Source organism: Myxococcales bacterium (genome assembly GCA_016706225.1).
Lineage (GTDB): Bacteria > Myxococcota_A > Polyangia > Polyangiales > Polyangiaceae > JADJKB01.
Genome location: JADJKB010000025.1, coordinates 652,950 through 679,177 on the forward strand (window position 1 = coordinate 652,950; position 26,228 = coordinate 679,177).

At 67.6% G+C, this 26,228-nt stretch carries 19 protein-coding genes and 1 other RNA gene; 9 read left to right on the top strand and 11 right to left on the bottom strand.

Annotated elements, in window-relative coordinates; genetic code table 11:
* Window positions 1–39 precede the first annotated feature (39 nt).
* On the top strand, window positions 40–1,005 hold the full coding sequence (locus tag IPI67_41405; GenBank protein MBK7586632.1) for a hypothetical protein: 966 nt from the start codon (window positions 40–42) through the stop codon (window positions 1,003–1,005).
* Window positions 1,006–1,331: 326 nt separating this feature from the next.
* On the opposite strand, the gene IPI67_41410 is transcribed toward IPI67_41405, so the two are convergent.
* The 5 genes from IPI67_41410 to IPI67_41430 form a co-directional block, all read right to left on the bottom strand.
* Window positions 1,332–3,326: a hypothetical protein gene (locus tag IPI67_41410; protein ID MBK7586633.1), complete on the bottom strand. Its 1,995-nt coding sequence runs from the start codon at window positions 3,324–3,326 to the stop codon at window positions 1,332–1,334.
* Window positions 3,327–4,026: 700 nt separating this feature from the next.
* Complete coding sequence (locus IPI67_41415) at window positions 4,027–4,347, bottom strand: four helix bundle protein (protein ID MBK7586634.1); 321 nt, start codon at window positions 4,345–4,347, stop codon at window positions 4,027–4,029.
* Window positions 4,348–4,833: 486 nt separating this feature from the next.
* Window positions 4,834–5,970 (bottom strand): tRNA guanosine(34) transglycosylase Tgt, encoded by a 1,137-nt coding sequence (tgt, locus tag IPI67_41420; protein MBK7586635.1) that lies wholly within the window; start codon window positions 5,968–5,970, stop codon window positions 4,834–4,836.
* Window positions 5,967–7,028 (bottom strand): tRNA preQ1(34) S-adenosylmethionine ribosyltransferase-isomerase QueA, encoded by a 1,062-nt coding sequence (queA, locus tag IPI67_41425; GenBank protein MBK7586636.1) that lies wholly within the window; start codon window positions 7,026–7,028, stop codon window positions 5,967–5,969. The genes tgt and queA overlap by 4 nt, the downstream gene beginning before the upstream one ends.
* Window positions 7,029–7,093: 65 nt before the next feature.
* A complete protein-coding gene (locus tag IPI67_41430; GenBank protein MBK7586637.1) occupies window positions 7,094–8,407 on the bottom strand; it encodes a sigma-54-dependent Fis family transcriptional regulator in 1,314 nt (437 codons plus the stop codon).
* Window positions 8,408–8,690: 283 nt separating this feature from the next.
* Between IPI67_41430 and IPI67_41435 the strand changes: the two genes are divergently transcribed.
* Both IPI67_41435 and IPI67_41440 read left to right on the top strand, forming a co-directional pair.
* A complete protein-coding gene (locus tag IPI67_41435; protein ID MBK7586638.1) occupies window positions 8,691–10,187 on the top strand; it encodes a response regulator in 1,497 nt (498 codons plus the stop codon).
* A gap of 70 nt (window positions 10,188–10,257) precedes the next feature.
* Window positions 10,258–11,964, top strand: coding sequence for a zinc-ribbon domain-containing protein (locus IPI67_41440; GenBank protein ID MBK7586639.1), 1,707 nt, complete (start codon window positions 10,258–10,260; stop codon window positions 11,962–11,964).
* A 29-nt stretch (window positions 11,965–11,993) separates the two neighbouring features.
* On the opposite strand, the gene rnpB is transcribed toward IPI67_41440, so the two are convergent.
* The 3 genes from rnpB to erpA all read right to left on the bottom strand — a co-directional run bounded on the left by rnpB (window position 11,994) and on the right by erpA (window position 13,922).
* An RNA gene (rnpB, locus tag IPI67_41445) (RNase P RNA component class A) lies at window positions 11,994–12,365 on the bottom strand.
* 48 nt (window positions 12,366–12,413) lie between these two features.
* Window positions 12,414–13,295, bottom strand: coding sequence for an RNA polymerase factor sigma-32 (locus IPI67_41450; protein ID MBK7586640.1), 882 nt, complete (start codon window positions 13,293–13,295; stop codon window positions 12,414–12,416).
* A 303-nt stretch (window positions 13,296–13,598) separates the two neighbouring features.
* Window positions 13,599–13,922, bottom strand: coding sequence for an iron-sulfur cluster insertion protein ErpA (gene erpA / locus IPI67_41455; protein MBK7586641.1), 324 nt, complete (start codon window positions 13,920–13,922; stop codon window positions 13,599–13,601).
* A gap of 147 nt (window positions 13,923–14,069) precedes the next feature.
* Here erpA and IPI67_41460 point away from each other — a divergent pair, with 147 nt between their 5' ends.
* Window positions 14,070–14,897 (top strand): hypothetical protein, encoded by an 828-nt coding sequence (locus IPI67_41460; GenBank protein MBK7586642.1) that lies wholly within the window; start codon window positions 14,070–14,072, stop codon window positions 14,895–14,897.
* Here IPI67_41460 and IPI67_41465 read toward each other — a convergent pair.
* Both IPI67_41465 and IPI67_41470 read right to left on the bottom strand, forming a co-directional pair.
* Window positions 14,880–17,057 (bottom strand): cobalamin-dependent protein, encoded by a 2,178-nt coding sequence (locus tag IPI67_41465; protein ID MBK7586643.1) that lies wholly within the window; start codon window positions 17,055–17,057, stop codon window positions 14,880–14,882. The genes IPI67_41460 and IPI67_41465 overlap by 18 nt on opposite strands.
* Window positions 17,058–17,068: 11 nt before the next feature.
* Complete coding sequence (locus IPI67_41470; GenBank protein ID MBK7586644.1) at window positions 17,069–18,181, bottom strand: radical SAM protein; 1,113 nt, start codon at window positions 18,179–18,181, stop codon at window positions 17,069–17,071.
* A 72-nt stretch (window positions 18,182–18,253) separates the two neighbouring features.
* Here IPI67_41470 and IPI67_41475 point away from each other — a divergent pair, with 72 nt between their 5' ends.
* From IPI67_41475 to IPI67_41495, 5 genes are all read left to right on the top strand, one after another.
* Window positions 18,254–20,275, top strand: coding sequence for a hypothetical protein (locus IPI67_41475; protein MBK7586645.1), 2,022 nt, complete (start codon window positions 18,254–18,256; stop codon window positions 20,273–20,275).
* Complete coding sequence (locus IPI67_41480) at window positions 20,272–21,102, top strand: hypothetical protein (GenBank protein ID MBK7586646.1); 831 nt, start codon at window positions 20,272–20,274, stop codon at window positions 21,100–21,102. Before IPI67_41475 ends, IPI67_41480 begins: the two co-directional genes overlap by 4 nt.
* Entirely contained in the window at window positions 21,099–23,132 is a 2,034-nt protein-coding gene (locus IPI67_41485; GenBank protein ID MBK7586647.1) for a hypothetical protein, read from the top strand. Before IPI67_41480 ends, IPI67_41485 begins: the two co-directional genes overlap by 4 nt.
* Before the next feature lie 140 nt (window positions 23,133–23,272).
* Window positions 23,273–24,103 carry a hypothetical protein gene (locus IPI67_41490; GenBank protein MBK7586648.1) on the top strand — a complete coding sequence of 277 codons (831 nt, stop codon included), beginning with the start codon at window positions 23,273–23,275 and terminating at the stop codon, window positions 24,101–24,103.
* Window positions 24,104–24,207: 104 nt separating this feature from the next.
* On the top strand, window positions 24,208–25,062 hold the full coding sequence (locus IPI67_41495; GenBank protein MBK7586649.1) for a hypothetical protein: 855 nt from the start codon (window positions 24,208–24,210) through the stop codon (window positions 25,060–25,062).
* Here the strand turns inward: IPI67_41495 and IPI67_41500 are convergent.
* Complete coding sequence (locus tag IPI67_41500; GenBank protein ID MBK7586650.1) at window positions 25,056–26,228, bottom strand: hypothetical protein; 1,173 nt, start codon at window positions 26,226–26,228, stop codon at window positions 25,056–25,058. The two genes, IPI67_41495 and IPI67_41500, sit on opposite strands and share 7 nt — an antisense overlap.

Consider the following 26,228-nt stretch of genomic DNA (forward strand, 5'->3'; position numbering starts at 1 on the left):
CCATCATGATAGCATCGAGTCATCGGAGACCACGCCCAGGTGACGCATCCCCATCGCTTCGCGCTCGCGCTCTGTCTGGCCTTCACGGTCGCGTCACCGGCGTTGGGCCAGAAGGGTGGCAAGGACGAGGCGCGGCGCTTTTTCAACGCGGGGCAGAAGGCGTTCCAGGCCGGGCGGTTCACCGAGGCGGCGAAGGCCTTCGAGGAGGCGTTTCGCCTCAAACCGCACCCCTTCGCGCTGATCAACGCCGGTGATGCCTGGGAGAAATCTGGCGACCTCGCCCTGGCCGCCCGGATCTTTCAGCGCGTGCTCAAGCTCGAGCAGTCGGGTGAGCAGGACCGTGCGGACGCGACGGAGCGTCTGACCAAGCTCACGCCGAAGCTGGCGATCATCGAGCTGGACGGCGAGAGCAGTCAGCGCGCCCGGGTGGACCAGGAGGAGTTCGTGGGGGGCGACCGTGTCTACGTGACGCCGGGCGAACACGTCGTGACGTTGCTCGACGTGGACGGCGCCAAGGAGCGGAAGGTCGATCTGGCCGCGGGTGCGTCGCGCACGGTGGCACTCGCGACGCTCAAGCCCGGCGCGGACGATGACCCCAGCGCGGAGCCGGGCAAACCCGACGCCGACCCCGACGAGCAACCCACGCGGGATCCCGGCCCGACGAAATCCGGAGGCGTTCGCGCTCCGACCTTGATCCTGCTCGGGCTCACTGCCGTGGCGGCCGGGGGTGCGGTGTACTTTGGTCTGCAGGTCAACGACGCAGAGAAGAAGTTCGACGACAAACCCACGCGCGAACAGTACGACCGCTTCAACTCGAACAAGCTCTACACGAACATTGCCATCGGCGTTGCGGGGGTCTCTGCCGCGGTCGGAACGTACCTGCTCATCACCGATCTGGGGCGCAAGGTCCCGGCGGAAAAGAGCGCCCCTCGCGCACGTCTGCCCAACGTTGGCGTGACTCCGCTACCGGGCGGCGGTGCGATTTTTGGTGTCGGCCAGTTCTGAGCGATCAGCACCTGGCCTAGACTCGTGCGGTTGCGCTCGGCGAAATCAGCGCAGCGAAGGGGTTTCTTCGAGGTCAACCGCGAAGCGCGATCTGCCAGAAACTCGCGACTCATCCCAAGCACGAGCAGTGCTTCCTGTGAGCTCCGCTAGAACACCGATCAGCTTGCGCTGCTCGTGTTCTAGGACCTTTACGTTGGGCCTGCGCCCCAAACCCCCGGCCTTCGGCCGTGCGCGCTCCGCGCGCGAGCGCCGAACACCTTGCAAGTCGCTGAAAACAAACGACGTTCAACCTGTTCGGCGCTCTAGCCGGGGTTTTCCAAGGGACTTCAAGGCACGAATCCGGGAAACGAACACGGCCCCCCGCAGGGATTCGTGGCCTTGCCGGTCTTCAAGAACACGTCCGTTTGTTCCTGGTTGAGCGGGTGCTTGCGAATGTCACCGTGTACCTTGTTGTCGGTCGTCGGAGTGGCGTTGGTTTCCGGCGGTGGCTCGCGAACCAGGTCCCAGAACGCGATCGCGTTGTCGACTCCGCCGCTGCTCTCGCTCAGGCCCCAGACGGACTTCGAGCTCGGGGAAAGCAGCGGCAACTCCAGGGTGCGCGCCTGGATCTCGGCGGCGAGGTTCGCCACCTGGGAGTCGCCCACGGCGATCTGCATCAGCATGTGTTTTTCGGGGGTGCCGGGCAGCCCGGGGTTCACGCCCTGTGCCCAGGCGGTGCCGGACCCCTCGGAGTCGTCGAACAGGGGTTGCCAGACCGCCATCAAGACCTGTTGGGTGATCCGATCGGGATAGGCGTTGCGAATGGCTGGCAGAAACTGGTTCCAGTTCACGCTGCGCTGAATCATCACGGAGTAGGCGGTGCCGCCGACCTGTGTGACTCCGCGCTCGATGTCGGGTGAGTACGCAAGCAGACTCGAACCCATGATGCCGCCCTGCGAGATGCCGTAGTAGACGGGCTTGGTGCCGGCGGCGATCGCGCTTTTGCCGTTCGGGAGCAACACCTGCGCGTCTGCGGCAATCAGCGGGGCGACCCGCGTCAGCACCATGAAGTTCACCAGCGCTTGTTGCAGGCGGTCGGTGACCCAGTAAATGCGGTTGACGTCTTCGATGCCCTTGACCGCGGCGGCGCTCTGGCCAATGCCCGCTTCTTCTTTCTCGCTCAACCCCAACCAGTCCGTCGCCACGCAGACGTAGCCCTTGTCATTGCACAGCCCGCGCACGTGGCTGCCCGAGACCTCGCCGGCGGAGCCGAGCAGGCCGTGTCCGTACACCAGGAGCGGGTAGGGGCCTTTGTCCACGGCGCTCTTCGGGATCACGAGCTCGAAGGGATAGTCCGTGTCGCGCTGGATCACTGGTTTGCCCGCAGCGTCGAACACCAGCTCCGTCTCGGCCACGGAGCGGTCGTCGTTGGACAAACAGCTCGGTGCCTTGAAGGTGCCGCGCACTCGCGCGTGAATTTCCGCGTTGGGATCTGCCTCGACGCTGTCAATCTTGAAACCAAGCCCTGCGTCGCCCACCTTTGCGAGGGCCTGGTCGCGCAGCTGGAGCACCGTCTTGATGCCCTGGTTGAGGCTGGCGGTGTGAAAGTCCCAGGCCAGCAGCAGGTCGCTCTTCTTGACGCCCTTCGCCTCGAGCGCCGTCAAGACCGTCGGCAGTGCATCGAGCGCGCGACGCGCCAGGGGGTCAGCGCTCTTGGCTCCGCGGAGCGCGCTCTTGAACCCCACCGGGGTCTCGGGCTCGCCACCCGCCAGCGTCCGCAGCGACCTGGTGATCGCGACGGCGTAGTGTCGGTTGGGGCGCAGGTGCCGCGCCGGTCGGATGATCAGCGGCTGGCGATCGGTGTCAGCGATGTCGGCGGAGAGATCGAGCTCGCTCATGTGCGGGACGAACTCGCCCGTCTCGAGATCGACGATCAGTGTGGCGCTCGTTGGCGCCGTGCTCTGATCGTACATGGACTGGGATGGCAGCGACGCCGCGTCGAGCCGCTCGGGAAAATACGCGACGATGGGGGTGGCGGGTGAAAATCCGTCGCGACGATTCCAGCGTGCGGGCTCGAAGGGGGTCTTCGACTTTGCCGCAGGTGGCACCAGGTCCACCGGCAGCGCTTGGCGCCTTCCAGTCTCGGTCTCCGTGTCTTCGACTGACCAGACATCGGACGGATAGGGGGTGCTGCAGGCGCCGCTGGCGCGGAAGGGGTGACAGGTGGCGGGCAACCCGTCGTCCGGCACCGCCAGCTGGGTGTCGGTCGCCGAGTCGTCGCCTGCACAGGCGGTGGCAAACTGCGAGGTCAACGCCAAGAGCGGGACAGCGAAGCGTCTCATGGGGCGATCTTCACTGCTCACGCGGGCCGCCGCAAGCGGGCTCGAGCCGCGCGCGGCGCGCCCCGGCCAGAGCCACAGCGGGAGCGGTGGCCGGCCGGGTAAGGCCGTGGCGGGATGTGTCAAAGACCGAGTCGGCGCGAGGGCCTGGGCTACGGCTAGAGCGCCGAACAGGTTGAACGTCGTTTGTTTTCAGCGACTTGCAATGTGTTCGGCGCTCGCGCGCGGAGCGCGCACGGCCGAAGGCCGGGGGTTTGGGGCGCAGCCCCAACGTAAGTGTCCTAGAACACGAGCAGCGCAAGCTGATCGGTGTTCTAGGCGGGAAGCGGCGGGAGCCGGTGCGGGCGCCGTGCGCTGCTTCGCGCGGACTGCCGGGGTCAATTCCTCGGTCAGTTGCTCGACCTGCCTCAAGCTCTGGCAACGCGCCCGTGAGCAGCGTCTCGAGCTCCCAGCGGCGCCCGCGTGGGTCACGCGAGTCGGTGACCTCGTCGAGGCGATTGTCGCCGATCCGTTTGACCAGCATGCCCATGATTCTGAGTTTGGTGCGTGCGGATTGTGCCATGTGAGCTCCTTCGTGGTGAGCACGACGCGGGCGAAGCCCATTCACAATCGCCCGCTGTGCGCTCGATCTGACGCGAATGCAGCGTCAGACATTCGATGAAACAGCCCGGCGCCGGGACGAGCGCGGCGCCGGGCGGAGCGCTCAGGCGCCGACCAGGCGGACGAGAGTACCGATAATGCGATTGAGCTTGGCGATGAGAGCGGGGTCGAGCGCTGCGATGTAACCGAGAGCGCAAGCGACCTCGAGGCACGCGAGAGTCTCTCGCGCTGAGCCGAGAGCGGTGTGATAGCGCACCTGTCGGAGCTTGCCGCGCGACCCCATGCCTTCACCGACGTTGAGCGCAATGCTGGTGGCACAGCGCCGCAGCTGACGGGTGAGATCGGGATCGCGACGTTCGAGCTTTGCGATGAGTGCGCGGAGCTCGCGGAGGACATCGAGAATGAGCGGATAGATACGCAACATGGTTCTTCTCCTTGTCGGCGCAGCCGACGGCCAAGGCAGCCTCGCCGCGCACAGCGCGGGTCAAGGCTCGCGCGCGAGAGCGCGCGACCGCGGCGCAGCCGCGGCTTGGCCTTGATGCGCGCGAGCACGGCGAGAGAATGAGAAAGCCGAGCGAGCTGTTCCCCTCGCCCTCGCCCTCGCCCTCGCCCTCGCCCTCGCCCTCGCCCTCGCCCTCGCCCTCGCCCTCGCCCTCGCCCTCGCCCTCGCCCTCGCCCTCGCCCTCGCCCTCGCCCTCACGGCTGCCGGGCGCCGGGTTCCCCCCCGCGGCGACCCGCAGGCCGCGTGGCGGCCGAGGACCGACGCAAGGGGGGGAACGGCCGCCCGCAGGCCGCGCAGCGGCCGAGGACGGACGAGGCGGGGGCATCACATCAATCGCCGTTGCGAATTTGCGCCTGCCGCCGCGGCCGCCACGCGTTCGCCCTCAAGTGATCGGACAAGCGTGCCTTCTCAGCGCTCAGCCGGCCCGACCACCAAGCGGGGCTCGAGCCGCGCGCGTGTGTCGGCGGCGAACTGGGCAAAGCGCCGCTCCAAGATCGCCCGCCGCGCGTCGGCGACGAGGGTCTCGTAGAAACAGATGTTGTGCAGCGAAAGCAAGCGATGAACCAGGATTTCTCGGGCCAGATACAGGTGTCTCAGGTACGCGCGACTGAAGCCACCGCGGCATGCAGGACACGGGCAGTCCTCCTGCAACGGGCGAGTGTCCGAGCGGTACTTGGCCTGTTTGATCACGATCCTGCCATCCTGCACGAAGGCCTGGCCGTTGCGGCCGTTGCGGGTCGGCATCACACAATCGAAGATGTCGACGCCGGACCCGATGGCGATCAAGAGGTCGATGGGAGTGCCGACACCCATCAGGTAGTGGGGACGTTGCGGATCCAGCTGCGGGCCGATCTGTTCGAGTGTGCGGTGCATGTCCGCGGGTGGCTCGCCGACGCTGAACCCGCCGAGCGCGATGCCGTCGAGTGGCAGCTCGGAGAGCTGGCGCGCGTGGGACAAACGCAGCTCGACTTCCGTGCCGCCCTGCACGATGCCAAACAGCGCTTGTGCCGGCGCTCGGGTCGCCAGGCAGCGTTTCGCCCAGCGCGTGGTGCGCTCGACCGCTTCGAGCAGGGTGGCACGGGGCGACCCGCCCGGTGGGCAGACGTCGAGCTGCATGGCGATGTCCGAGCCGAGCAGCGCTTGAACGCGCATGCTCTCTTCCGGCGACAAGAGCTTGCGGTCGCCGTCGAGGTGCGACGAAAACTCGAAGCCCTCTTCGCTCAGCTTGCAGCGCGACGCCAGGGAGAACGCCTGGAAACCTCCCGAGTCGGTGGCAATGGCGTGCGGCCAGCGCGAAAACCCATGCAAACCTCCGTGCGCGGCCACCACCTCGGGGCCGGGCCGCAGCCACAGGTGGTACGTGTTCATGATCAGCATGCGCGCGCCGGTGTCGGCGACTTCGTCCGGTGACAGCGCCTTCACGCTGGCCTGGGTCCCGACCGGCATGAACGCGGGTGTGGGGACGTCACCGTGCGCCGTTGCGAGCGTTCCGGCCCGTGCGTGGCCATCGGTCCCAGCGAGCGAGAAGCGGATCGGTGAGCTCATGCTGGCCGCGGCTCGGGTCGTCGGATCGGGATCCACATGGCGTCACCGTAGGACAGGAACCGGTATTTTTGCGAGACCGCGGCGCGATACGCCGCCAGGGTCGGTTCGAGCCCAGCAAAGGCCGCCACCAACGCCAAGAGGGTGCTCTTCGGCATGTGGAAATTGGTCAACAGCGCGTCGACGACACCAAAGCGGTAGCCGGGCTGGATGAGCAGGCGGGTGTCACCCTGGAACGCGCGGACGTGGCCAGGGTGAGCCGCGTCTCTGGCGCTCTCGAGCGCGCGCACGACGGTGGTGCCCACAGCAACGATCGGCGCGCCGCGGAGGCGCGCGCCGGCGACGGCCTCGACCAGGTCCTCGCCGACCGAGATCGCCTCGGAGTGCATCGGGTGCTCATCGAGATCATCGCTGCTCACGGGTTTGAAGGTGCCAGGACCGACGTGCAGCGTGACGTGCGCGAGCTCGACGCCTCGTCGTTCCAGTCGCTCGAACAGCGCTTGGGTCAGGTGGAGGCCCGCCGTGGGGGCGGCCACCGAGCCCGTGCTCCGAGCGAACAAGGTCTGGTAGCGCTCGGCATCCGCTGGCTCGTCCTCCCTCCGGAGGTAGGGTGGGATCGGGACCCGGCCCACCCGTTCGATGGCGTCGGCGATCGGCCCCGCCGCTTCGAGCTGGACCTCGAGCTCACCCTCGGGCAGGCGGGCCGCGACCCGGGCCGTGAGCTCGCCGAAATTGAGGTGGCTCTCGAGCTTGAAGCGCTTGGCAGGTCGGCCGAGGGCCGTCCAGGTCTCCGCCGACCCGGCGGGGCCGCGGCGACGCAGTAGGAGCAGCTCCGCGTGTCCGCCGCCCGGGCGCTGGCCCACCAGACGCGCCCGGAAGACCCGGGTGTCGTTCAGCACCAGGAGCGCGCCCTCCGGAACGAGCTCCGGGAGGTCGGTCAGCAGCCGGTGCTCGAGCCGAGGGCCCTCGAGGCAGAGCAGGCGCGCCGCGTCGCGCTCTTTGGGTGGGTACACCGCGATGAGCTCGGGGGGCAGGTCGTAGTCCAGGAGCTGCGTGCGCACGGTCGACTCAATCTCGTGGGCTGGTCAGCACGGCGTGAGCCAGGCGGCGTGGGCCCGCATCGGGTTCACTTCGCGTCGTAGGTGATGCCGAGCCGGGTCATCTTGCGCCACAACGTCGTCGGACTGATGTCGAGCGCGACCGCTGCGCGCTCTCGGCTGCCGTCGGACCCCCGGAGCGCCCCGAGCACTGCCTGGCGTTCGGCCTCGTCCACGATGTCAGACAGCGTCTCGCCGGTGGCCCGGGCTTGCTTCTTGGGCGACTGCGGCAAGATGTCGTCGGACGTGATGACGCCGTTCGAGGCCAGCGCGACGGCTTGCTCCACCATGTTTTCGAGCTCGCGCACGTTGCCCGGGTAGTCGTATTGAACGAGCTGCTCCATCACGCCTTCACCGAGCAAGGCCCGCTTGTTCATCTTGCGCGTGTACTTCTCCAGGAAAAACTGGAACAGGAGCGGCACGTCTTCTCGGCGGTCGCGCAACGGCGGCAGGTGGAAGCGTGCGACGTTCAAGCGGTAGTAGAGGTCCTGACGAAAGCGGCGCTCCTCGACGGCCTCGGACAGGTCGATGTTGGTCGCGGCGAGCACGCGAAGATCGACCGCAATCGGCCGGTTTTCGCCGATTCTGCGGATCTCACCCTCTTGCAGCGCGCGCAGCAGCTTGGCCTGGAAAGCCAGCGTGGTCTCGGCGATCTCGTCGAAGAAGAACGTGCCTCCGTCCGCTTCCTCGAACAAACCCTTGCGGGCGTGAGCGGCGCCCGTGAACGCACCGCGGGCGTGCCCGAACAGCTCGCTCTCGAGCAGGGTCTCCGTGATGGCAGCGCAGTTGACCGTGACGAAGGGGCGGTCGGCGCGCTTGCTGTTGGCGTGGACCGCGCGGGCCACCAGCTCCTTGCCGGTCCCGCTCTCGCCCGTGATGAGTACGATGGCATCGGTGGGTGCGATCTTCGTCACGCGGGTCATGACGTCGCGAATGGATTGTGAGCGCCCGATGATGTTCTCGAAGTGGTAGCGCTCCTTGAACTCCTGCGCGAACAGCTGAACCTGCCCATGCAGGCGCCGGCTCTCGAGGGCCTTCGACACCTTGACGATCAGCTCTTGCTCGCCGAAGGGCTTCTGAATGTAGTCGAAGGCGCCCAGCCGCATGGCCTCGACGGCGCTCTCGATGGTGCCGTAGGCGGTCATCACGATGACCTCCGTCATCGGCTGTGACTCTTTGATCGTCCTGAGCACGTCGATGCCGTCGAACTCACCCATGCGCAGATCGGTGATGACGACGTCGTAGGCTCCGGTCGACCCGAGCTCGCGACCCTGTGCGCCGTCGCTCGCCTCGTCGACCTCGTAGCCGCCTCCCCGCAGCATCATCGCCAGGGTGGTGCGCATGTTGCGCTGGTCGTCGACCACCAAGATCTTCCCGGGGCGTTCCTCTGCCCCGGCGCTCAGCCGGGCGCCGGGTTTACCCGCCGCCGCTGACGCCGCCTCCGGCTCCGATCCCCGTGAGCTGCCCGCTGCCACTGCCGATTACCCCGATGCTGACTGGGACCGACTTTGCGGCCACCTTCGTTCGATCATGCCTCGTTGAGGCTAGTCGCGTCGGACTTCGGTTTCCAGAACTTCACGTTTTGTCGCTAGCGGGCGGGAGCTGGCATAAAATGGCGGGTCACCGATGAGCCAGGGCAAAAAGCAGATCGGGAGGATCCTTCTTCAGCAGCGCGCGCTGACGCCGGAACAGCTCGAGCGGGCGTTGTCCGAGGGCGGAGGCCGGCTCGCGTCGCGGCTCATCGAGTCCGGGACCATCACCGATGTCGCAGCGCTCAAGGCGTTGAGCGAACAACACGGGATCCCAGGTATCGACCTGGCCCAGCTCTGCCTGCGACTCGAGGATCTCGAGCTCTTGCCGCGGGAGATCGCCGAGAAACATCTGATCTTGCCGGTGCTGGTCCGAGAAGATCGCTTGTTCATCGCCATGGCCAATCCGCGGGAGCGCACGGTGCTCGACGAGCTCGAGTTCGTGACCGGGAAGAAGGCCTACCCGTACGTCGCCCTCGAGACCTCACTGACGAAGGTGATCCAGGAGGCGTACACGCGTAAGGCGCGCGGGGAGGCGTACTACATTGGTCCGCGCTGTCCGCCCGAGGTGCTGAAGAAGTACGGACTCGAGAGCGTCGAGCAGGCGGGCAGCATCCCGCCGAGCGCTGCCAGCATTCCGCCGCCAGACGAGACGTTTTCGCCGCTGACGGCGCCGGGCGTGGTGGTCGACGACCAGATCGGCCGCGTCTCCCAGTCGCGGGAGGTGGAGGACGACCACTTCGGGGAGACCTCGAGGGAGCTGAGCGTCGTCGCGATGTTGCCCGAGGCCATTCCCGATTCGGCGCCCGGCCAGACGCCGGCGGGCGCCAAGACGGTGCTCGTCGTCGACGACGAGGACGACATCCGAAAGATGCTCAAGCGCCTGCTGACGAGTCACGGCTACCGCGTGCTCGAGGCGGATCGTGGGCTCGCGGCATTGCACCTGGTCAAGGAGCAGACCCCGGACCTGATCATCTTGGATGCCATGCTGCCGGAGGTGCACGGGTTCGACATTGCTCGGCGCATCAAGGGCAGCGCGCGTTACGGTCACATCCCGATCATCATGATCAGCGCCGTCTATCGCGGCTGGCGGTATGCCGAGGATCTGAAGCAGAGCTGCGGCGTCGACTTCTATCTGGAGAAGCCATTCCGGATTGCCGACGTCCTCCGCGGCGTCGAGGTGGCCCTCTCTCAACAGCAGACTGCGCCGAGGTCGGAGGCCCGCGCTCAGAGCAGTGAGGAGGCTGAGGCCTGCCTGGAGGCGGGGGTTAAGGCCTATCAGGCCGGGCAGGTGGAGGTGGCCATTGCGCACCTCCAGCAGGGCCTGGCCATCGACCCGCTGGCCTACCGCCTCCACCTCCACCTGGGCCTCCTGTACGGAAAACAGGGCCAGGTTTACGAGGCGATCAGCGAGCTCGAGACCGCGGTGGACATCAACGACCGCCATTTCCCGGCCGTCAAGAATCTGGCCATCCTCTACCAGAAGGCCGGTTTTCGGAACAAAGCTGCTGAAATGTGGGAGCGGGCGCTGAAGCTCGCGCCGGACGAGCCGACGCGGACCAGCATCAAGCAGAACATCCTGAACCTGTTGTGAAAGAGCTTTCGCGCCGCAAGGAGCCCCGCGCTATCCTGTCCACCACCTGAGGCCCGTCGCCGGCCCCCCAATGAAATTCCTCTGCCCGTCCTGCAAGGCGAAGTACCAAATCGCCGACGAGAAGGTCGCCGGTCGGTCGGTCCGGATGAAGTGCCGCAAGTGCGGGTACTTGATCAGCATCGGGAAGGCGGTGACCGAGGGCTCGGTGTCGCGCAAAGACTCGAGCATGGCGCCGCCCGCGGACGACGAGCCCGAGTCCGCGGCTCCATCGCACGCGCCGGCTGCCGGTTGGAACGAGCCCGGCGCCCGCTCATCCCAACCATCGCCGCCGGCGCGACCGCCGCCGAGGCCGCGGCCTGGCGCTGGACCGGTGGCACCCCCGCGGGGCGCGTCGGGCGGAGCTGGCATGGAGACGACCGGAAGTTACGGTCACGCTCCTCTTCCGCACTCACCCAAGAACGGCAATGGGGCGGGTGCGCGTCACGCGTTTCGTGTGGAAGCGCCGCCCGTGCACCGCGACGAAGATGAGCGGACCGTCATCGCGGGGCTCGGCGCGTTGTCCTCGGCCTTCAGCGAGAGCGTCGCTGGTCCCGAATCGAGCACGTTGGCGGCATCGCTCGCTGCAACCGACGAGTGGTACGTCGGCATCAACGGGGTTCCGGTGGGTCCGATCCGCCTGAGCGAGCTGCGCTCGAAAGCAGCGTCGGGATCGATTTCGAACGAATCGCTGGTCTGGAGAGAGGGCTTCGAGCAGTGGCTGCCGCTGTCCAATTTCCCAGAGCTCGTTGCCATCGTCGAAGAGGGTTTCTCGAGCGCCCGTGCGTCGCTGACACCACTCAGCCCCGCCGTGTCGCCGCATCCCGCACCGCCATCGGCCCCACGCCCGGAGGTGTATGATCCCTTCGCTTTGCCCGGCGGAACGCCGGTCGTTGCCCAGGATCCGTTCCAAGAAATGCTGCGTCCCTCGCAGCCTGTGCCGGAGCAGGTCGCAGGCTTCGGTCTGCAGGTGCCCGCGGCATCGCCGTTTGGCCCGGGCGGCGCGGTGTTGCCCGTCGAGGCACCCCGCGTCGACTCCGAAGACGTGGTCCTCGGAGTCCCCCGGCGCAGCTCCTCTGCCTTCGCCTGGATCGCCGTCGGGATCGCCCTGATGCTGGGCCTGACGATCGGGTTCGTGATGTTCAGCCGCAAACCGCCGGAGCCGATCGTGAAGTACGTCGAGGTCCCGGCCAAGGCTGGCGAGGCACCGGTTGGCGCGAACACCGGGGGGCCTGCCGAGATCGGCGAGGTCGCCGTCGAAGTCGATGCGGGCGGTGGCAAGACCATCCGCACCGGCGGCGCCGTGGCCGCGGCCGGGAAGACTCCCGGCGACAAGGGCGAGGAAAAGCCCCTCACGGGGCTGTCTGGACTCCAGGGTCTTCAGGGCAGCGGGCCTTCGAGCGGACCGGGGTCGGGGACGACCGCAGGCGGCAGCAGTGGACAGCCGCTCGACTCGGGAGAAATTCAAAAGACCGTGGGCAAGTACACCGGCAGCGTGAAGCGCAGCTGCTGGCAGCCGGCGCTGGACGCACGCAGCAAAGACGCGCCGACATCCGCACGGGTCAACGTGGCGATCGTCGTGTCGCCGAGCGGGAGTGTTCAGAGCGTCTCGACGAGCGGTGACCCCAAGGGTTACCCGGGACTCGCTGGCTGCATCGCGGCGCGGGTCAAGTCCTGGCAGTTCCCGGCCTCGAGCGGTTCGACGACCGTCAACGTGCCGTTCGTCTTTGCGTCACAATGAAAAACGCGCCAGCGGTTGCCCGATGGCGCGGTCAGAGTGGCCCATAAGCCGGGTTCTGTGTGCCGGCGGAGTTGCCCCCGATCGGCGTGACGATCATTCCTCTGGGACCCGCGTCGCCGCGAGCCTCGTGCGGCCTACCCCGGGGCTCGGGCGGGCAGCCCTCAGTCGCCCCTGTACGTGGCCTTGCTCCGGATGGGGTTTGCCTTGCCACGACCGTTACCGGCCGCGCGGTGGGCTCTTACCCCACCTTTTCACCCTTACCCGGGGATCCCCGGGCGGTCTGATTTTCTGTGGCACTTTCCTCGAGATCACCCTCACCGGGCGTTACCCGGCATCCTGCCCTACGGAGCCCGGACTTTCCTCCCGGACCAGAAGGCCCGGGCGATCGTCAGGTCCACTCTGACCCGCGCAGCATAACACTGTAGCCGCGCGTGTGGGGGCCCTCGCGTTCAGGCGGCGTGTTCGAGATCGAGCCGCGAGCCCGTCTCCTTCGAGATCTCTGCGATTCGGTGGCGCAGCTTGCGCTTGGCCCGCTCTTCGAGCTGACGAGCGCGCTCGCGAGAGACCCCGAGGCGGCGACCAATCTCGGCCAGAGAGAGCTCGTCTTCGGCGTCCGCCATCATCCGCTTCTCGACGATGTACCGCTCGCGCACGTCAAGATCTTGAACCGCACGACGCACGGCGACCTTCACCTCGTCACGTGACTCGTCGAAGGAGAGTGATGTCTCTTGGTCGGTGCTCGGAGAGACGAGGGTGTCCACCAGGCTGGTGGCGGAGTCGTCGAAGACCTTACCGTCCAGGGACAGATCACGGGTGTCGAGCCGTCGCACCATCGACGAGATCTGAGTTGGTGTGACGCCGAACTTCACCGCCAAGATCTCGTCCGTCTTCTCCTCGTCGCCGATCAAGTTCATCACGCGGGTGCGCTCGCGTCGCAGCTTGAAAAAGAGCTTCGAGCGCAGCGCGCCCGAGCCGACGCCGACCAGGCTCCAGGAGCGGATCACGTAACCGAGCACGTAGGCTCGGATCCAGTAGGCCGCATAGGTCACGAAGCGGTTTCCCCGTTTCGGCTCGAACTTCTTCAGGGCGTGCACGATGCCGAAGTTGCCCTCGGCGATCAGCTCCGAGAGCGGCACCCCGTAGCGGCGATACTTGAGGGCGATGGCCACCACGTAGCGCAAATGCGCCCGGATCAGCTGATCCGCCGCCCGTTCGTCGGCGGTCTTGGCCCAGCGCAGCGTGAGCACGAGCTCCTCCTCGCGGGTCAGCTTCGGATACTGGTGAACCTGCGAGATATAGCGGGAAAGTGAGGGGTCAGATTCGCGTGCCATGTTTCTCCGGGGGTCGGCTTCGTCTACTCGCTGTCCAAGCCCAGTGCGGCGCGCTCCCTTCGGGTCGGAGTCGCTGCCGGGCTGCCACAACATCACCTTACGTAACTTTTTGTCAACCCGGGGCTCGGGCGGTAATTCCCCGTGGCTGCTCGGAACTACGGGGGAGTTGGGCCTCGGGTTGCTCGCTCGGATTCAGGAGCACAAAACGCAGACGCCCGGCTAAAGAGCCAGGCGTCGAGTTGAAGCCGGTTGGACGCCGCTAGGACAGTCGACCCGGCGGGGGGGCCCCGAAGCGCCGCGAAACTAGGCGCTGAACGAAGACCCGCAGCCACACGAGCCGGTCACGTTCGGGTTTCCGAACTTGAAGCCCGCCCCGTGCACGCCGTCGACGTAGTCGATCTCGGTCCCATCCAAGTATTGATAGCTCAGGGGGTCGACGAACAAGAGCACGCCGTTGGACTCGAACTGCTCGTCCATGTCCGTGGGTTTGTCCTCGAAGTAGAGGTCATACTGGAACCCCGCACAGCCGCCACCAATCACGCGAAGTCTGAGGCCCTGGCCCGCGAGGCCCTCTGCGTCGGCGATTTCCTTCACCTTTTCTGCTGCCGTCGATGTAATCGCGATCATCTTGCTCCGCTCGTTTCAGACGGGGGCGACCCGCCGCGGCACAGTATAAGCGACCCAACCCCACATCGCTAGCCTCCCCCGTTGCCGTGGCGCCCCGCCGGGCGGCGAACGGGCCGCAAGTCGGGGTCGTGGTAGCGAAGGCAGCCGATGCGCGTCGACCGAAGCCTCAAGACCTACCCGGAGCTGGTGTTTCATGTGCTCTGCCACGTCGCCGAAACGGCGGCTCTACCGGCGTCTGTCTACGACCCCGCCTGGATCCGCTACTGTGCGGTCCGGCTGGGCGATGCCGCGAATCGCACGCTCGCCGAGGATGCTCTCGCGCTGGGGCGGTTGCTTCCTGGGCACTCGGAGCTCGCATCCGCCCAGCTTTTGGCCTGGCTGTTCGAGGACGTGCGCCGGGCCTCCTCGAGCCTGCCGGGGGAGCTCGGATCGCTTACCGCGGACCAGGTCGACGCGCCGGAGCTGCTCGAGCCCCTCGCCCGGTGCGGTCCGGGGGTGGAGCTCCTGCGTCTGGCCGCCGAGATCGAGCGCCCCTACTTCGAGGCTCTGCCGCGGGAGGAGGTCGACTGGTCGGCGCTCGAAGTCGAGCTCGAACGGGTGACGGCTGCGGCGCCCGAGCTCGCGAGCTCAGGGGTCGCCGTCGTGCGCCCGCTTCGCTTGCGCGGGCGCGTGCGGGGCGCGCAGATCTGGATCGGGGCCCCACACCGCGAGCACGGACCCAGCACCGAACACGTTGCGTGGCAAGCGGCTCACGAAGCGACGGTGCGAGAGGTCGGGCGTGCGGCGGTCGCCGCGGAACGACGCGTGGAGCACATGGCCGTCGTGCTGATGAACCTGCGTGCCGAGCGTGCGCAACTCGAACGCGAGCACGCGACCTGGCTCGCGCACTTCGGTCCAAACGCGCCCGCTGCTCGGCTCGAGGCGTTGCCGGACGAACAGGCCGTCGTGGTGCGAAGACTACTGCTCGACCGTTGAAGACTCGGGTGCAGCGCCGCGTGTCTGCGTGCGGTCCGGAACGTAACGCACGGGGCCGAGCGATTGACGAGCGAATCCTTCGGCGCGACGCTCGATGCGCGTCATGACCTGCTGGGTTGCATCTCCGACGGGGGCAACGAGCACACCGCCGACCGGCAGCGCGTCGAGCCAGCTCGTTGGAATGTCGGCGACGGCGAAGCCCGCGTACACTCGCGCCGACCCACGCCAGAGCTCGACCGAGTGCGCGTCGTTCTCGAGCAGCCGGGCCTGGGGATACTGCGCCAGGTTTTCCCGCGCGAGGGCGGCCATCGCCGGATCGAGCTCGAGGCTGAGCACACTGCCTTCCGCTCCCACGATCTCGGCGGCGAGCGCGGCGCCGTAGCCGGTTCCACCTCCTAGATCCACGAAGTGTGCGCCCGGCTCGAGCCCGAGCGCGCGATACGCCAGGGCGTAGGCGTGCAGCGCCGAGATGGTGGAGCCGCCGTCTTCGCTCAAGGCGAGCGCGCGGTCGTGTGCCGACTCGGCGATGCTCTCGGTGGGCACGAAGCGTTCACGCGGCACGCGGAGCAGGGCCTGGCCCACGAGATCCGTCGCGTTCAGCTGCCGCTCGTCGAGGGTAGTTTCGCGCGCGAGTCGCGCCACGTCTTCGAGCTCCCGGTCTGCCAAGAGCTCGGCGCGTCGCCCCTCGGGTGCGACCTGTCCCGAGAGCCCGCGCCAGAGCTGGTGCAGGCCCAGGGTGCGGAGGCGTGGGCGGGGCGCGAGCAGCTGGATCTGCTCGTTCACCGCGCGCAGGTAGTAGTCGCGCGCAGGACCGGTGTACGCAAAACGCTCGCGGATTGCGCTGACAATTGGGCCGAAGAGCTCGAAGCGCAGGCTGTTGGCTGTTCGGAAATCCAAATCACCACTCGGGTCGATCCACTCCGCCAAGAAGTCTTGGTCCCCGTCCTGCCACCACGGGTAGCGATGCACTCGCATGCCCGTGTCGCGCTCCCACACTTCGCGCTCTTCGTCGATGGGTGAACCCGGGTAAAGCCGGAACGGATCCACCGACAAGAATCCATGCGTGCCGCGCGGGTGTGCGACGAAGAGTTTGTGCATGTACTTAGCGGTGGTGCGCAGGCTGGCCTCGGTCTCGCCGGGGTGGCCCACGATGATATTGGCCCCGAAGGGGACCTCGTACTCGCGCGCCCACTCGGCGATCGTCAGCATCTTGTCGAGGTAACCCTCGAGCTTGCCGGCCTTGCGGATCCGCCTGAGCTGCGCGGGATCGCCGGACTCGAGGCCAAATCCGGGGCTGACGTTGGCGCGGGCCATCAGCGCGAAGTCTTCCTTTTCGACCAGGTCGATGCGGATCAGGAGCCAGCTCTTCTTCGCGCGGATCGGCCGGCGGGCAAGCTCCTCCAAGAACTCACGGCGCCAGCCGCGTTTCATGCCGAACAGCGCATCGGCGATGAACAGCGTCCAGCTCCGGAGATCGAGGAAACTGTCGAGCCGATGCAGCTCTTCCACGGCGCCCAGGGGCTCGAGGGCGCGCCAGCTCACATCCCGCTTTGCGCGCTCCATGCAGAACGCGCAGTCGTACGGGCAGCCGCGGGACAGGTAGATCTCGGCCTGGGACGCCAGCTTGCGCGCGACGGGTCGGTAGCGCTCGAGCAGCGACCAGTCGTAGGGCATCAGGTCCTTCGGCGCGGGAACGGCGTCCGGCCCGAGCACGCGCATCAGCGGGCGCTTGCCGGTGACGAGCGCCTCGGCCAGGCGGGCGAGGGGAAGCTCGCCGTCGCCGACCACCACGAAGTCGAACACCGAGTCGTCCCCCGTGAACTCTTGTGGGCGCGCGCTCGCGTGATACCCGCCGGTGACGAGCCAAGCCTTCGGCAGAAGCTCGCGCAGGCGCGCGGCGATCGCCATCACCTTGAGGTAGTCGTAGGACGAATAACAGCTGATGCCGACCAGGTCGTAGCCGCCCTGCACCACGCGGGCGAGGTCGACCCGGCCGAGGCCTCGTTCCATGTCGAGGTCGACCACGTCGACCTCGACGTCGGCTCGCTGGCGGATCGCCGAGGCGATCATCAACAGCTGCGGTACGCCGAAATTGGCGCCGCCACCGAACAGGCCACCGGGCCACAGCAGGAGCACGCGCGGGCGGTCGGGCCTGGTCATGGCCTTCGAGCTCAGAGGATCAGCTCGAGGTGAGTCTTGCCGTCGCGGCGCTGCTTCTCGAGGCGCGCAGCCAGATCGTCATCGACGTGCTGCGAGACGAACGGATCCACGAAGCGTCGGGCGTGACCCATCACCCACTCGGCGGCCGCGCCGCAGCCGCCGCCGCAGCTGTGCTCGTGCAAACAACCGTGGCAAAACTCGGGTGTTTCGCGCTTGTACTCGACGACCTCGGGTGAGGTGATGAGGCTTGCGACGTCGACGCTGGGATCGAGGATGTCGGCGACGCCGCCGAGCGCAGTGCGGTGCAGCGTGCAGTTCTTGAGGCGCCCGTCGGGGCCGAGCGCGATCTCTTGCATGCTCGTGCCGATGGCGCAGGTGCCGAACTGGATCGGGGCGAACTGCTCGACCTCGACGGCGCAGGGTGGCACCGGCATCGTGCAGATCAGGGTCATGCCGTGGTCGCGACCGAAGGGTGCAGCCTGGCCGAAGGCGGTGATCAGGTCGCTGCGCGAGGGCAGCAGCTGAGCCGCGTGCCGGGCGGCGTACCCGGCCGGGCTGAACCGGCTCAGGGAAATCTGGCGGACTCCGAGGGAACGGAAGAGCTCCAGCGTCTCACCGAGGTGGGGTGCGTTCTTCTTGGTGACGACGACGCAGCCGACCACTGGGACCTTGGCGGCGCCGAGGGCCCGGATCCCGGCGAGCGTCCGCTCGAAGTGACCGGCACCAACGTGCGCCGCGTGCAGCGCCTCGTCGGGGCCGTTGAGCGTGATCTGCACGTAGCGCAGGCGATAGGGCGCCAGGCGCTCGGCCAGCGCCTGGGTGATGAGCCCGCCGTTCGAGATGATCTGCACGCCCACGCCGTGTTCGCGCAGCAGGTCGAACAGCTCGAACACACGGGAGTAGGAGAACGGCTCACCGCCGGTCACGGTGACGTGATCGATTTCGAAGGCTTCGAGCAGACGCTGGACGCGCAAGAGCAGCTTGTCGCGGTCGCCCTTGTCGAGCGACGCGCCGCCGTCCTCGCGCCACTCGTTGTAGCAGTAGTCGCACTTCTGATTGCAGTACGCGGTGGTCTCGATGGCCACGCTATAGAGCTTCGGACGTGCCCCGCCGCTTTCGGACATGTTCGCGAACATATCACCACGCGGCTGGGTGCGCTGGTCCTCGCTGCATGTCCGTGATACGAGCGAGCCCTCGTGCGCGCTCCCCGCGTCGTCTTGCCCTTCACGCTGCTGAGCGTTTCCGCGAGCGTTCTGCTCTCACCGAGCCTGGCGCGAGCTGCGGGCTTCGACGCGAACGGGGAGTTTTCGTTCGATTCGGCGGCGCTCTACACCAACAGCTTCGAGGACGCGCCGGACGCCGGCGTCGAGGCCGGCGCGGACGCGGGGCCGGCTGGCACGGATGACCCGAACCCACTGCACGGCACGCGTGTGCTCGAGCTTGCGAGCCTCAAGGGCATCGACGTTCCGATCCCACTGCCGTCGAAGACACAGACCGTGCGCGCGCGACTCTGGGCACGGGGCGAGGTGGTGGCGTCGCTCGAGACCCAGTTCGGCGGACGGGTGGACGATTTCGGCGCGTTCTATCCGACCGGTCGGGTGACCAGCGACGGTTGGTACGAGCTCGAGCTGACTGCCATGAGCATCGACGTCGGGCGCGTTACGGGCCTGGCGCTTGGAGTGTTCTCGCCGGCGGGCGCGCAGATCGACGCCGTCGAATTGGTGGCGGCCGGATCCGCCGTCCCGGCTCACGACTGCTCGGGCGCGGACGACAAGGCCGCCTGCGCACCGTCACAAGTCTGCATGTGGGGACGCTGTCGCGATTTCGCGGCTCGGGTGCCCCCGCTGCCGCCGCCGGCCTACCGGGATGACCTGGTGGACTATCTCGATCAACGCTTTGCCCTGCTCTACGGGCCATTCGAGAATCGCAAGCTGGATCTGCCCAACGCCCGCCTCGAGATCGCGTCGATGAAGAGCGCGGCGGACGCCTGGTCGTTCTGGAGGGCGTTCCGTGTTGCCATCCATCGGCTGCACGACTGGCACACCCGCGGCAGTGACTCGGCTGGTTTCAGTGTGCAGAGCCCGCGCCCGATCGGGATCTGTTTCATCGAGGGCAAGGCGGATGTGTCCGCCGGTTTCGCGTCGACCCCGGGTTATCTGGACGTGCTGGTCTCCCACGTCGGCAAGACGAACTCGTTCGGCCTTGGCCCGGGCGACCGCCTGATTGCCGTCGACGGCAAGCACCCCATCGAGTGGGCTCGTTCGTTGATCAGCGTCGACTTCGGCTACGAGAGCGCCTCGAATCACAACACGCATGCCGAGGTCGTGGCGCGGCTGAATCGACTGATCTCCGCCTTCGCCGATCAGATCAGCGTGCTGCGCTGTGACGCGGCGACCAAAACCTGCGCCGCGAACGTCGAGACGATCTCGATCTCGTCAATTGCTGCCTCGCCACCCGGAACTGGCGGCGGGGCCAGCTGCGACAATCGGCCCCTGAACCACGTGCCCGGCGGCGACGGCCACCCGCAGGGCGGCATCGTGAGTGGCATCGTCAAGGAGAGCGACGCGACCGAGCGCATCTACGGTCTGCAGTGGAGCACGCTCAACGTCGGTGGCGGCAGCAGTGTCGGGCCGCTCCTGGAGGCGGCTGTCGCGGATTTTCGCGCTCAGGCCCGGGGTGTGATCCTCGATCATCGGACGGGTTTCGGGGGCACCACCGCGGGCTCCGGGATCTTCTGGGACCTGGTGCGAGAGCCGACCGCGCTGGACGCATTCCAGCTGCGAAATCGCGCGGATCAAGCGCCGCTCAGCCTGGCTAAGGGCAAGCTCCTGTTCGATCAGCTCGCCGCGGCGGGAAACGTCGAGATCGCAGGCAGCTCGAACCCGGATCTGGCGCTCCCGGTGGCGCTGCTCGTTCACCTCGACGGCTCGGCGAGTGACTGGTTACCGCTCGGCATGAAGGGCGCGCCCAACGCCAAGGTGTTCGGCCCATTCGAGACGGCCGGCGCATTCTCGACTCTGTTCAGCTTCGGCTACTGGTTCGGCATTGGTTACTCGATCGCGATCGGGGACACCGTGCACTTCGATGGGCAGATGTTGAACGGTCACGGTGTGGTGCCCGACGTGGTGGTCCTGCCGCTGCAGTCCGATCTGCTCGCGGGCAAGGACAGTGTCTACGACGCGGCGCTGGCCTGGGTGAGGAAGGGGCTCAAACCGTGAGGCGCCAGTACGCCATGCTGCTCGCGCTCGCTTGGGCGCTGCCGGCGGCGTGTGGCGCCGACGAGTCGCTGACGCCCGCGAACCCGAGCGTCGCCGCGCCGGACGCCGGAGCGACGGCCCCACTCCCGGCTCCGGTGCTGGATGCGTCATTGCCGACGAAAGCGAAGCGTAGCGTCAGCACCCGAAATCCATTTGGCAACGTGGCGGTGACCGACAACCTGCTCTGGGACGGGGACTTCGAGTGGTCCAGCGCGTTCGCGCAGCAGTACGGCTGGGTGAACGCCACGATCGTGGTGACGTACAGCGCGTTCGATCAGATCCGACCCGACAGCGCCTGCCGCAGCGGGCTCAAGTGCGGCTTCATGACCCAGAGCCAGCGCATCGCGGCGGTCGGGGTCGCACCCGCCGCCGGTCAGAGTGTGGCCGCGAGTGTCTGGGTCAAACCTCCCGGGGGCGCGTGCTCGGAGGTCGGAGCAACGCTGATCTCGTGTGACTACGACGTCGACGCCGACGTGGAGCTGGCGGACGCGGACGGCCTGCCCGATGCGAGCGGATGGTGTCATCTCGAAGCGGTCGGCGGGCCGCGAGAGCGGGCCACGTGTCTGTACGTGGAGAGCCGCTTCGACGAGGGTGAGGCGCTGGTGGACGACGCCGTGGTGCGTGGCGTGTCGGGCTCGCTGGCAAACAAGGGCTCCGCGCCGTCCGCCAGCGCGCGCGCAGAGCTGGGTCGGACGCGGGCTCGGCTACGGGAACGCTTGCGCCCGGCGCCGGCGGCGCCCACGCCGGTGCGCGTCGCGTTCGAGGCCTGGATGCAGAGGGCTCGATGAGGCTCGAGCTCGCGCCGTTGCTGTTCGTGCTCGCTCAGGCAGGGGTCGCGCGCGCGGGCAGCTTCGATGCGGAGGGGCGCCATCACTTCGATGCGGCTGCGGTCGCGACGGAGTCGTTCGAGGTCGCTACGCCGAAGGGCCTCGTGTGTGAGAAGGACTGCGCCTGGGAGTCGAAGCTCGCAGCCGACGAGCTCGCCCTCGATGGCGAGCGCTTCGTGCGGGTGAGCACCGGCCAGAACGCCTTCGAGCTCGAGTTGCCGCTGCCGAAGCTGAATCGGTCCTACGTGTTTCGTGTCTGGCTGCGGCATGGCCGCGGGCACGTGCGTATGGTCTTCGAACACGACGATCCGAAGCGCGGTACCGAGGCCGGGTGGATGTTTCCCACCGGCCGGGTCACGAGCGATGGTTGGGTCGAGCTCGCGTCCAACTCGGTGAGTGTGACCGGTCGTGATCTGGTGCGGGCGTTCTTGAGGGTCGAGGGTTCGAACGTGGACGTGGACGCACTCGAGGCGAGGGCCGACGGAGCCTACTCTGCCGGCGGCGTCTGTCTCGGGGTGAGTGATCCGATTTGCGGGCCGGAGGCGGTGTGTGTCGGCGAGCGTTGTCGTCAGGGTGCGCGCTACGTGCCACCGCTGCCGCCGCCGGAGCACCGGCAGAGTGTCGCGGCCTACCTCGCGTCGCGAGTGCAGCACTTTTATGGCGGTCGCTTCAGTCGCAAGGCGTACATGCCGGCGGCCCTCGCCGAGATGAGCAAGATGACCGCGGCCGAGTCCGCATGGCAGTACTGGAGTGCGTTCGGCCGAAGTGTGCAGAAGCTCCACGACTGGCATACGTCCGCCACGACGGCCATCGAAGGGCAAGGCAGCTCGCGCCGCCTCGGCCTGTGTTTCATCGAGGGTCACGCCGATCTCACCCAGGCGGTCTGGCCGAGCCAGGCCGGGCGCAGTGACGTGCTCGTGTCCCACGTCGGGCCCAAGGGCACACTGGGTCTCGTGCCCGGCGATCGGCTCGTGGCGATCGACGGCAAACATCCCATCGACTGGGTCGCGGGGCTCGTCGGGACTGGCTTCGGGGGGCACGTGGCTACCGATCCCGGAGTCGACGCGGAGTTGGTCGAGTCGATGCGGGATCTGATCCCGCGCTTTGCCCAGAGCTTCAGCGTGATCCGCTGCGATCCGCAGTCGACGACGTGCCAGAACGTCGTCGAGACGCTGAGCATCGAGGCCATCGAGACGGACGTGCAGGCCCCCGGCTGCGACAACCGACCCAGTTATCACCTGGCCAACCCGCCCGAGCAGTTCCCGGGTCAGATCAGCAGCTTTCACTGGGTGCCGTTTCAGCCCTGGCGCGAGGCGGTGCTCGAGAGTGCTCCGGCTGACAAGATCTTCGGCATGACCTTCGACACTCTGTACGGAGGGCCAGGCGGGCTGACGCAGTCGTTCCTGGACGCGAATACGTTCTTCAAACAGAACGCGCGCGGAGTGATCCTCGATCATCGCGCCGGCAACGGCGGGACCATCGATGCGCCCGAGGCCATCACCGCGCTCGTGCGACCGCCGGCCTTGGCAGGGGTCGGGCCGGTCTTCCCGCTCGTCGCCGGCGACACCGGACCGGATGCGGCTGCTCTGGCCGTGGAGTGGGTAAAAAAGCTCATTTCGCTCGGACAGGGGAGCTTCCAGGTGGGCAGCGTGGACGCGGATCTGACGCTGCCGGTTGCGCTGATCATCCACCGCGATGGGTCGGCCTCGGATTGGCTTCCACTGGGCATGAAGGGCGCGCCGAAGGTGAAGATCTTCGGTCCGCACCAGACGGCCGGGGCGTTCTCGTCGTTTTATCAGTTCGGCTACTGGTCGCGCTTCGATTTCCAGCTCGCCAGTGGTGACATGTACCTCGACGATGGCAGCGCGCTGATTGGCCACGGGGTTTCACCGGACGTCGTGGTGGAGCACACCCAGTCGTCGCTCTTGCAAGGCAAGGACGCGCCGTTCGATGCCGCGCTCGCCTGGGTGAAGGGAAACCTGAAGCCATGATCGCGCGCGCTTCGAGGTGGGCTAGAAGATGCGTTCGCCGTGCCATGGCGCGGACGGCGCTAGAACACCGATCAGCTTGCGCTGCTCGTGTTCTAGGACCTTTACGTTGGGGCTGCGCCCCAAACCCCCGGCCTTCGGCCGTGCGCGCTCCGCGCGCGAGCGCCGAACACCTTGCAAGTCCCGGAAAACAAACGACGTTCAACCTGTTCGGCGCTCTAGTGCTGCTGGCCCTGAGCACGAGCGCCGGCTGCGGCGCCGACGAAGCCGTCGGGGTTGCGACCGGCAGCGCTGATGCGGGTCCAGACGGTGACGCGGCCTCCGACGCCGCAGCCGAGGCTGGCCTGCCGGTGCGCGTGGTAGAGCAGCGCAACCCATTCGGGCACGCGGAGCCGCTCAACCTGCTCGTGGACGGTGACTTCGAGCTGAGCAGCTCGTCCGGCCAGTACGGCTGGCGCAGAGTGGCAGGCTCGGGGGAAGCCCCACTTGCGCGCGAGACGGGGGGGCTCTGCCGTTCCGGCGTGACCTGCGGAGTGCTGACCCCGGGCTCGTCGTTGATTGCCCTCGCAGCGGGGCCCGGCGAGGCCGACGTCGAGGTCTCCGTGTGGGCCAAACCACCGACCTCTGATTGTACGTTGACGGTGGTGTCACTCATTCAGTGCACGGGGCCCATCGTCGTCACCGCGGCCGATGTGGGGGCGGTGAGCACCGAAGTCGACGAGCGGGGTTGGTGCCACTACCAGGTCGTCGCGCCGAAGATGGAGCACCGTCCGTGTCTGTTCGTGACCTCGTTCGATGCCGACGGTACCCGCACCCTGATTGACGACGCCGCGCTTCGGGCGGCGGTGTCGAACAAACCACGCTCGTTGAAGGCGGGGGCGCCGCGCGCAGAAATTCTCTCTCGAGCCAACGCCGCCCTGCGCGTGCTCCGCGAAACGACGCGTTTTGGCCGTCCGTTGCCGTCGAAGCCTTGACGCCGCGCCTCGAGGCGCGCTCTCGTTTCCGCATGCAGACTCGCGGTTGGTGCGGGAAGCGAAGTTCTGGGCGCGCCTTGGGCGCTCTGGGGGTCTTGTGCGCAGTGTGCGTCGTCTCTCGCGCGAGCGCGCAGGGTGCGCCGCCGGGGCCTGCACCGGCTCCCGCTCCGGCTCCTGCACCCGACGCGCCACCTCCGCCGCCTCCGCCGCCTCCTGCTGCGGCCGCGCCGGCACCCGCCACGGGCGCGGCTCCCGTCGCCCCTGCACCCGCTTACCCCGCACAGCCACCGCCCGGGTACGTGGCTCCGGCCTACGTGAATGCTCCGCCGCCAACCGGCATGTACGTGGTGGCCGCGCCCCCGGTGCCCAAGCGCGAAGAGGACGAACCGGGCTACCACTTGCACGACACGTTCTACCTGCGCATGTCCTTGGGCGGGGGTTATGCGTCGTCGCGCGTCGAGTCGGAGCGCTCGAGTGTCGCTGACGTCCGCCTTGCGGGCGGAGGGGCTTGTCTCGATCTGTTGATGGGTGGCACTCCAACCCCCGGTCTGGTGATCGGTGGTGGAGTGTTCGTGGAAGGCGGCGACAAACCGCGGGTCGAGTCCGGCGGAAAGTCGCAAGACCTCGACGGCAGCGCGTCGCTCAGCCTGATCGGACCGTTTGTCGACGGGTTCTTCGACCCAAGCGGCGGCTTCCACGTGGGCGGAGCGATTGGCCTCACGAGCTTGGAGGTCAAGCCGGACGACAAAGCGGACTTCGACGAAGAACCGTTCAAGGGTGGCGGGGTGCTCGTGCTCACGGGTTACGACGCCTGGATCTCACCGAACTGGTCGCTGGGCGGGTACGCACGGTTTCTGGGTGCGATCGGCAAACGCGAGCTGGACGTGGGCTCGACCAAGGTCGAAGAGAAGGCGACGAGCTGGGCCTTCTCGGTGCTCTTTTCCGCCCTCTATCACTGACCGAGCAGCAGGATCAGCCCGGAGCGGCAGGCCAGCGCCATGCGCTGTTTTCCTGCCGGGACCAGGGCCAACGGATCCCCACACGCAGCGCCGGCAGCGCTGCGGGTCTCGCCGCTCGCGAGCACGACGCCGGCGTCGAGGCCGGGCCGGACGAACGCCACTCGGCCTTCGGCGTCGACCAGCAGCGGGGGCGGCAGTGAGAGTCCCGGTGTGCTCGGAAGTGCACCGCCCGTCGTTGGTTCGAGCTGCGCTCGCGAGGTCTCGATGCCGGTGCGATCGTGGCCCAAGAGCAGACCCGAGAACGACGCCACGCGCGTCTCGCCGCTCACGAGGATGGCGGGCGGACCCTGGAGCAGATCGCTGGAGTCCAGCCGGATGTGGCGTGTCTTGGTCGTGAGGTTGAAGTCCACGAGTCGCTGGTGGTCGACGACGGCCGCTAGGTGATTGGGGCTCGAGAGGGCTGCGCCCTCGTCGAGGCGCCCGCCAAAACTTCCGAGCTTGGTCGGTTCGGCGGGAGGCTTCCACTCGAATACGTCGCCGCGCTCCGTCACCACCAGCGTGCGCGCGGCGTTCTCGAGCAAGCCGGCCGGCGCGTCGTCCAGCTTGGCGCGCGCCTGGACCTCGCCGCTTGCGTCCACGTAAAAGAGTGCACCCGTCACCGCGAACACGATGCCGCCATCGCGAGTCGGAAGCGGGGGCACACCGCCGCGCACGTTTGCGACCGGCAGCGAGCGGTGGATGCGAAGCGCGCCGTTCGGCGCGGCGCCCCAGATCTCGGCGGTGGACGTGACCACGACACGGGTGCCGTCGGTCGTGATGACCGGGCCGAGCACGGGCGGCGAGCTTCCGGTCTTGAGTGTCCAGGCGAGCTTGCCCTTTTCGTTCAGCTCGACCAGCTGCGACATCGGGCTCGCCGCGATGCAGTGACCGCTCGCGTCGACCGCCAGCGGGAGCTCGAGCCCGCCCGTGACGCGCGCGCGCCACAGCACGCGCGGCGTGGAGGGTAGCGGCTGCTTCGCGCGGCCGGTGCGCGCGGAGTCGACCCGATAGGCCGGCTGTGCACCCGCCGGCGCACCCACCACGCGGCGCAGCGGGACGGTGGGGTCGACGCGTTCGGCGTGGGCGCTCGGACCGAGCGCCACGAGCGCTGCAAAGAGCAACGCCAC

Coding starts and splice junctions, on each gene's coding strand:
- IPI67_41410 (MBK7586633.1), bottom strand. CDS start 3,326: ATGAGACGCTTCGCTGTCCCGCTCTTGGCGTTGACCTCGCAGTTTGCC.
- IPI67_41415 (MBK7586634.1), bottom strand. CDS start 4,347: ATGTTGCGTATCTATCCGCTCATTCTCGATGTCCTCCGCGAGCTCCGC.
- tgt (MBK7586635.1), bottom strand. CDS start 5,970: ATGAGCTCACCGATCCGCTTCTCGCTCGCTGGGACCGATGGCCACGCA.
- IPI67_41430 (MBK7586637.1), bottom strand. CDS start 8,407: ATGCGCACCACCCTGGCGATGATGCTGCGGGGAGGCGGCTACGAGGTC.
- IPI67_41435 (MBK7586638.1), top strand. CDS start 8,691: ATGAGCCAGGGCAAAAAGCAGATCGGGAGGATCCTTCTTCAGCAGCGC.
- IPI67_41440 (MBK7586639.1), top strand. CDS start 10,258: ATGAAATTCCTCTGCCCGTCCTGCAAGGCGAAGTACCAAATCGCCGAC.
- IPI67_41450 (MBK7586640.1), bottom strand. CDS start 13,295: ATGGCACGCGAATCTGACCCCTCACTTTCCCGCTATATCTCGCAGGTT.
- erpA (MBK7586641.1), bottom strand. CDS start 13,922: ATGATCGCGATTACATCGACGGCAGCAGAAAAGGTGAAGGAAATCGCC.
- IPI67_41460 (MBK7586642.1), top strand. CDS start 14,070: ATGCGCGTCGACCGAAGCCTCAAGACCTACCCGGAGCTGGTGTTTCAT.
- IPI67_41465 (MBK7586643.1), bottom strand. CDS start 17,057: ATGACCAGGCCCGACCGCCCGCGCGTGCTCCTGCTGTGGCCCGGTGGC.
- IPI67_41470 (MBK7586644.1), bottom strand. CDS start 18,181: ATGTCCGAAAGCGGCGGGGCACGTCCGAAGCTCTATAGCGTGGCCATC.
- IPI67_41485 (MBK7586647.1), top strand. CDS start 21,099: ATGAGGCTCGAGCTCGCGCCGTTGCTGTTCGTGCTCGCTCAGGCAGGG.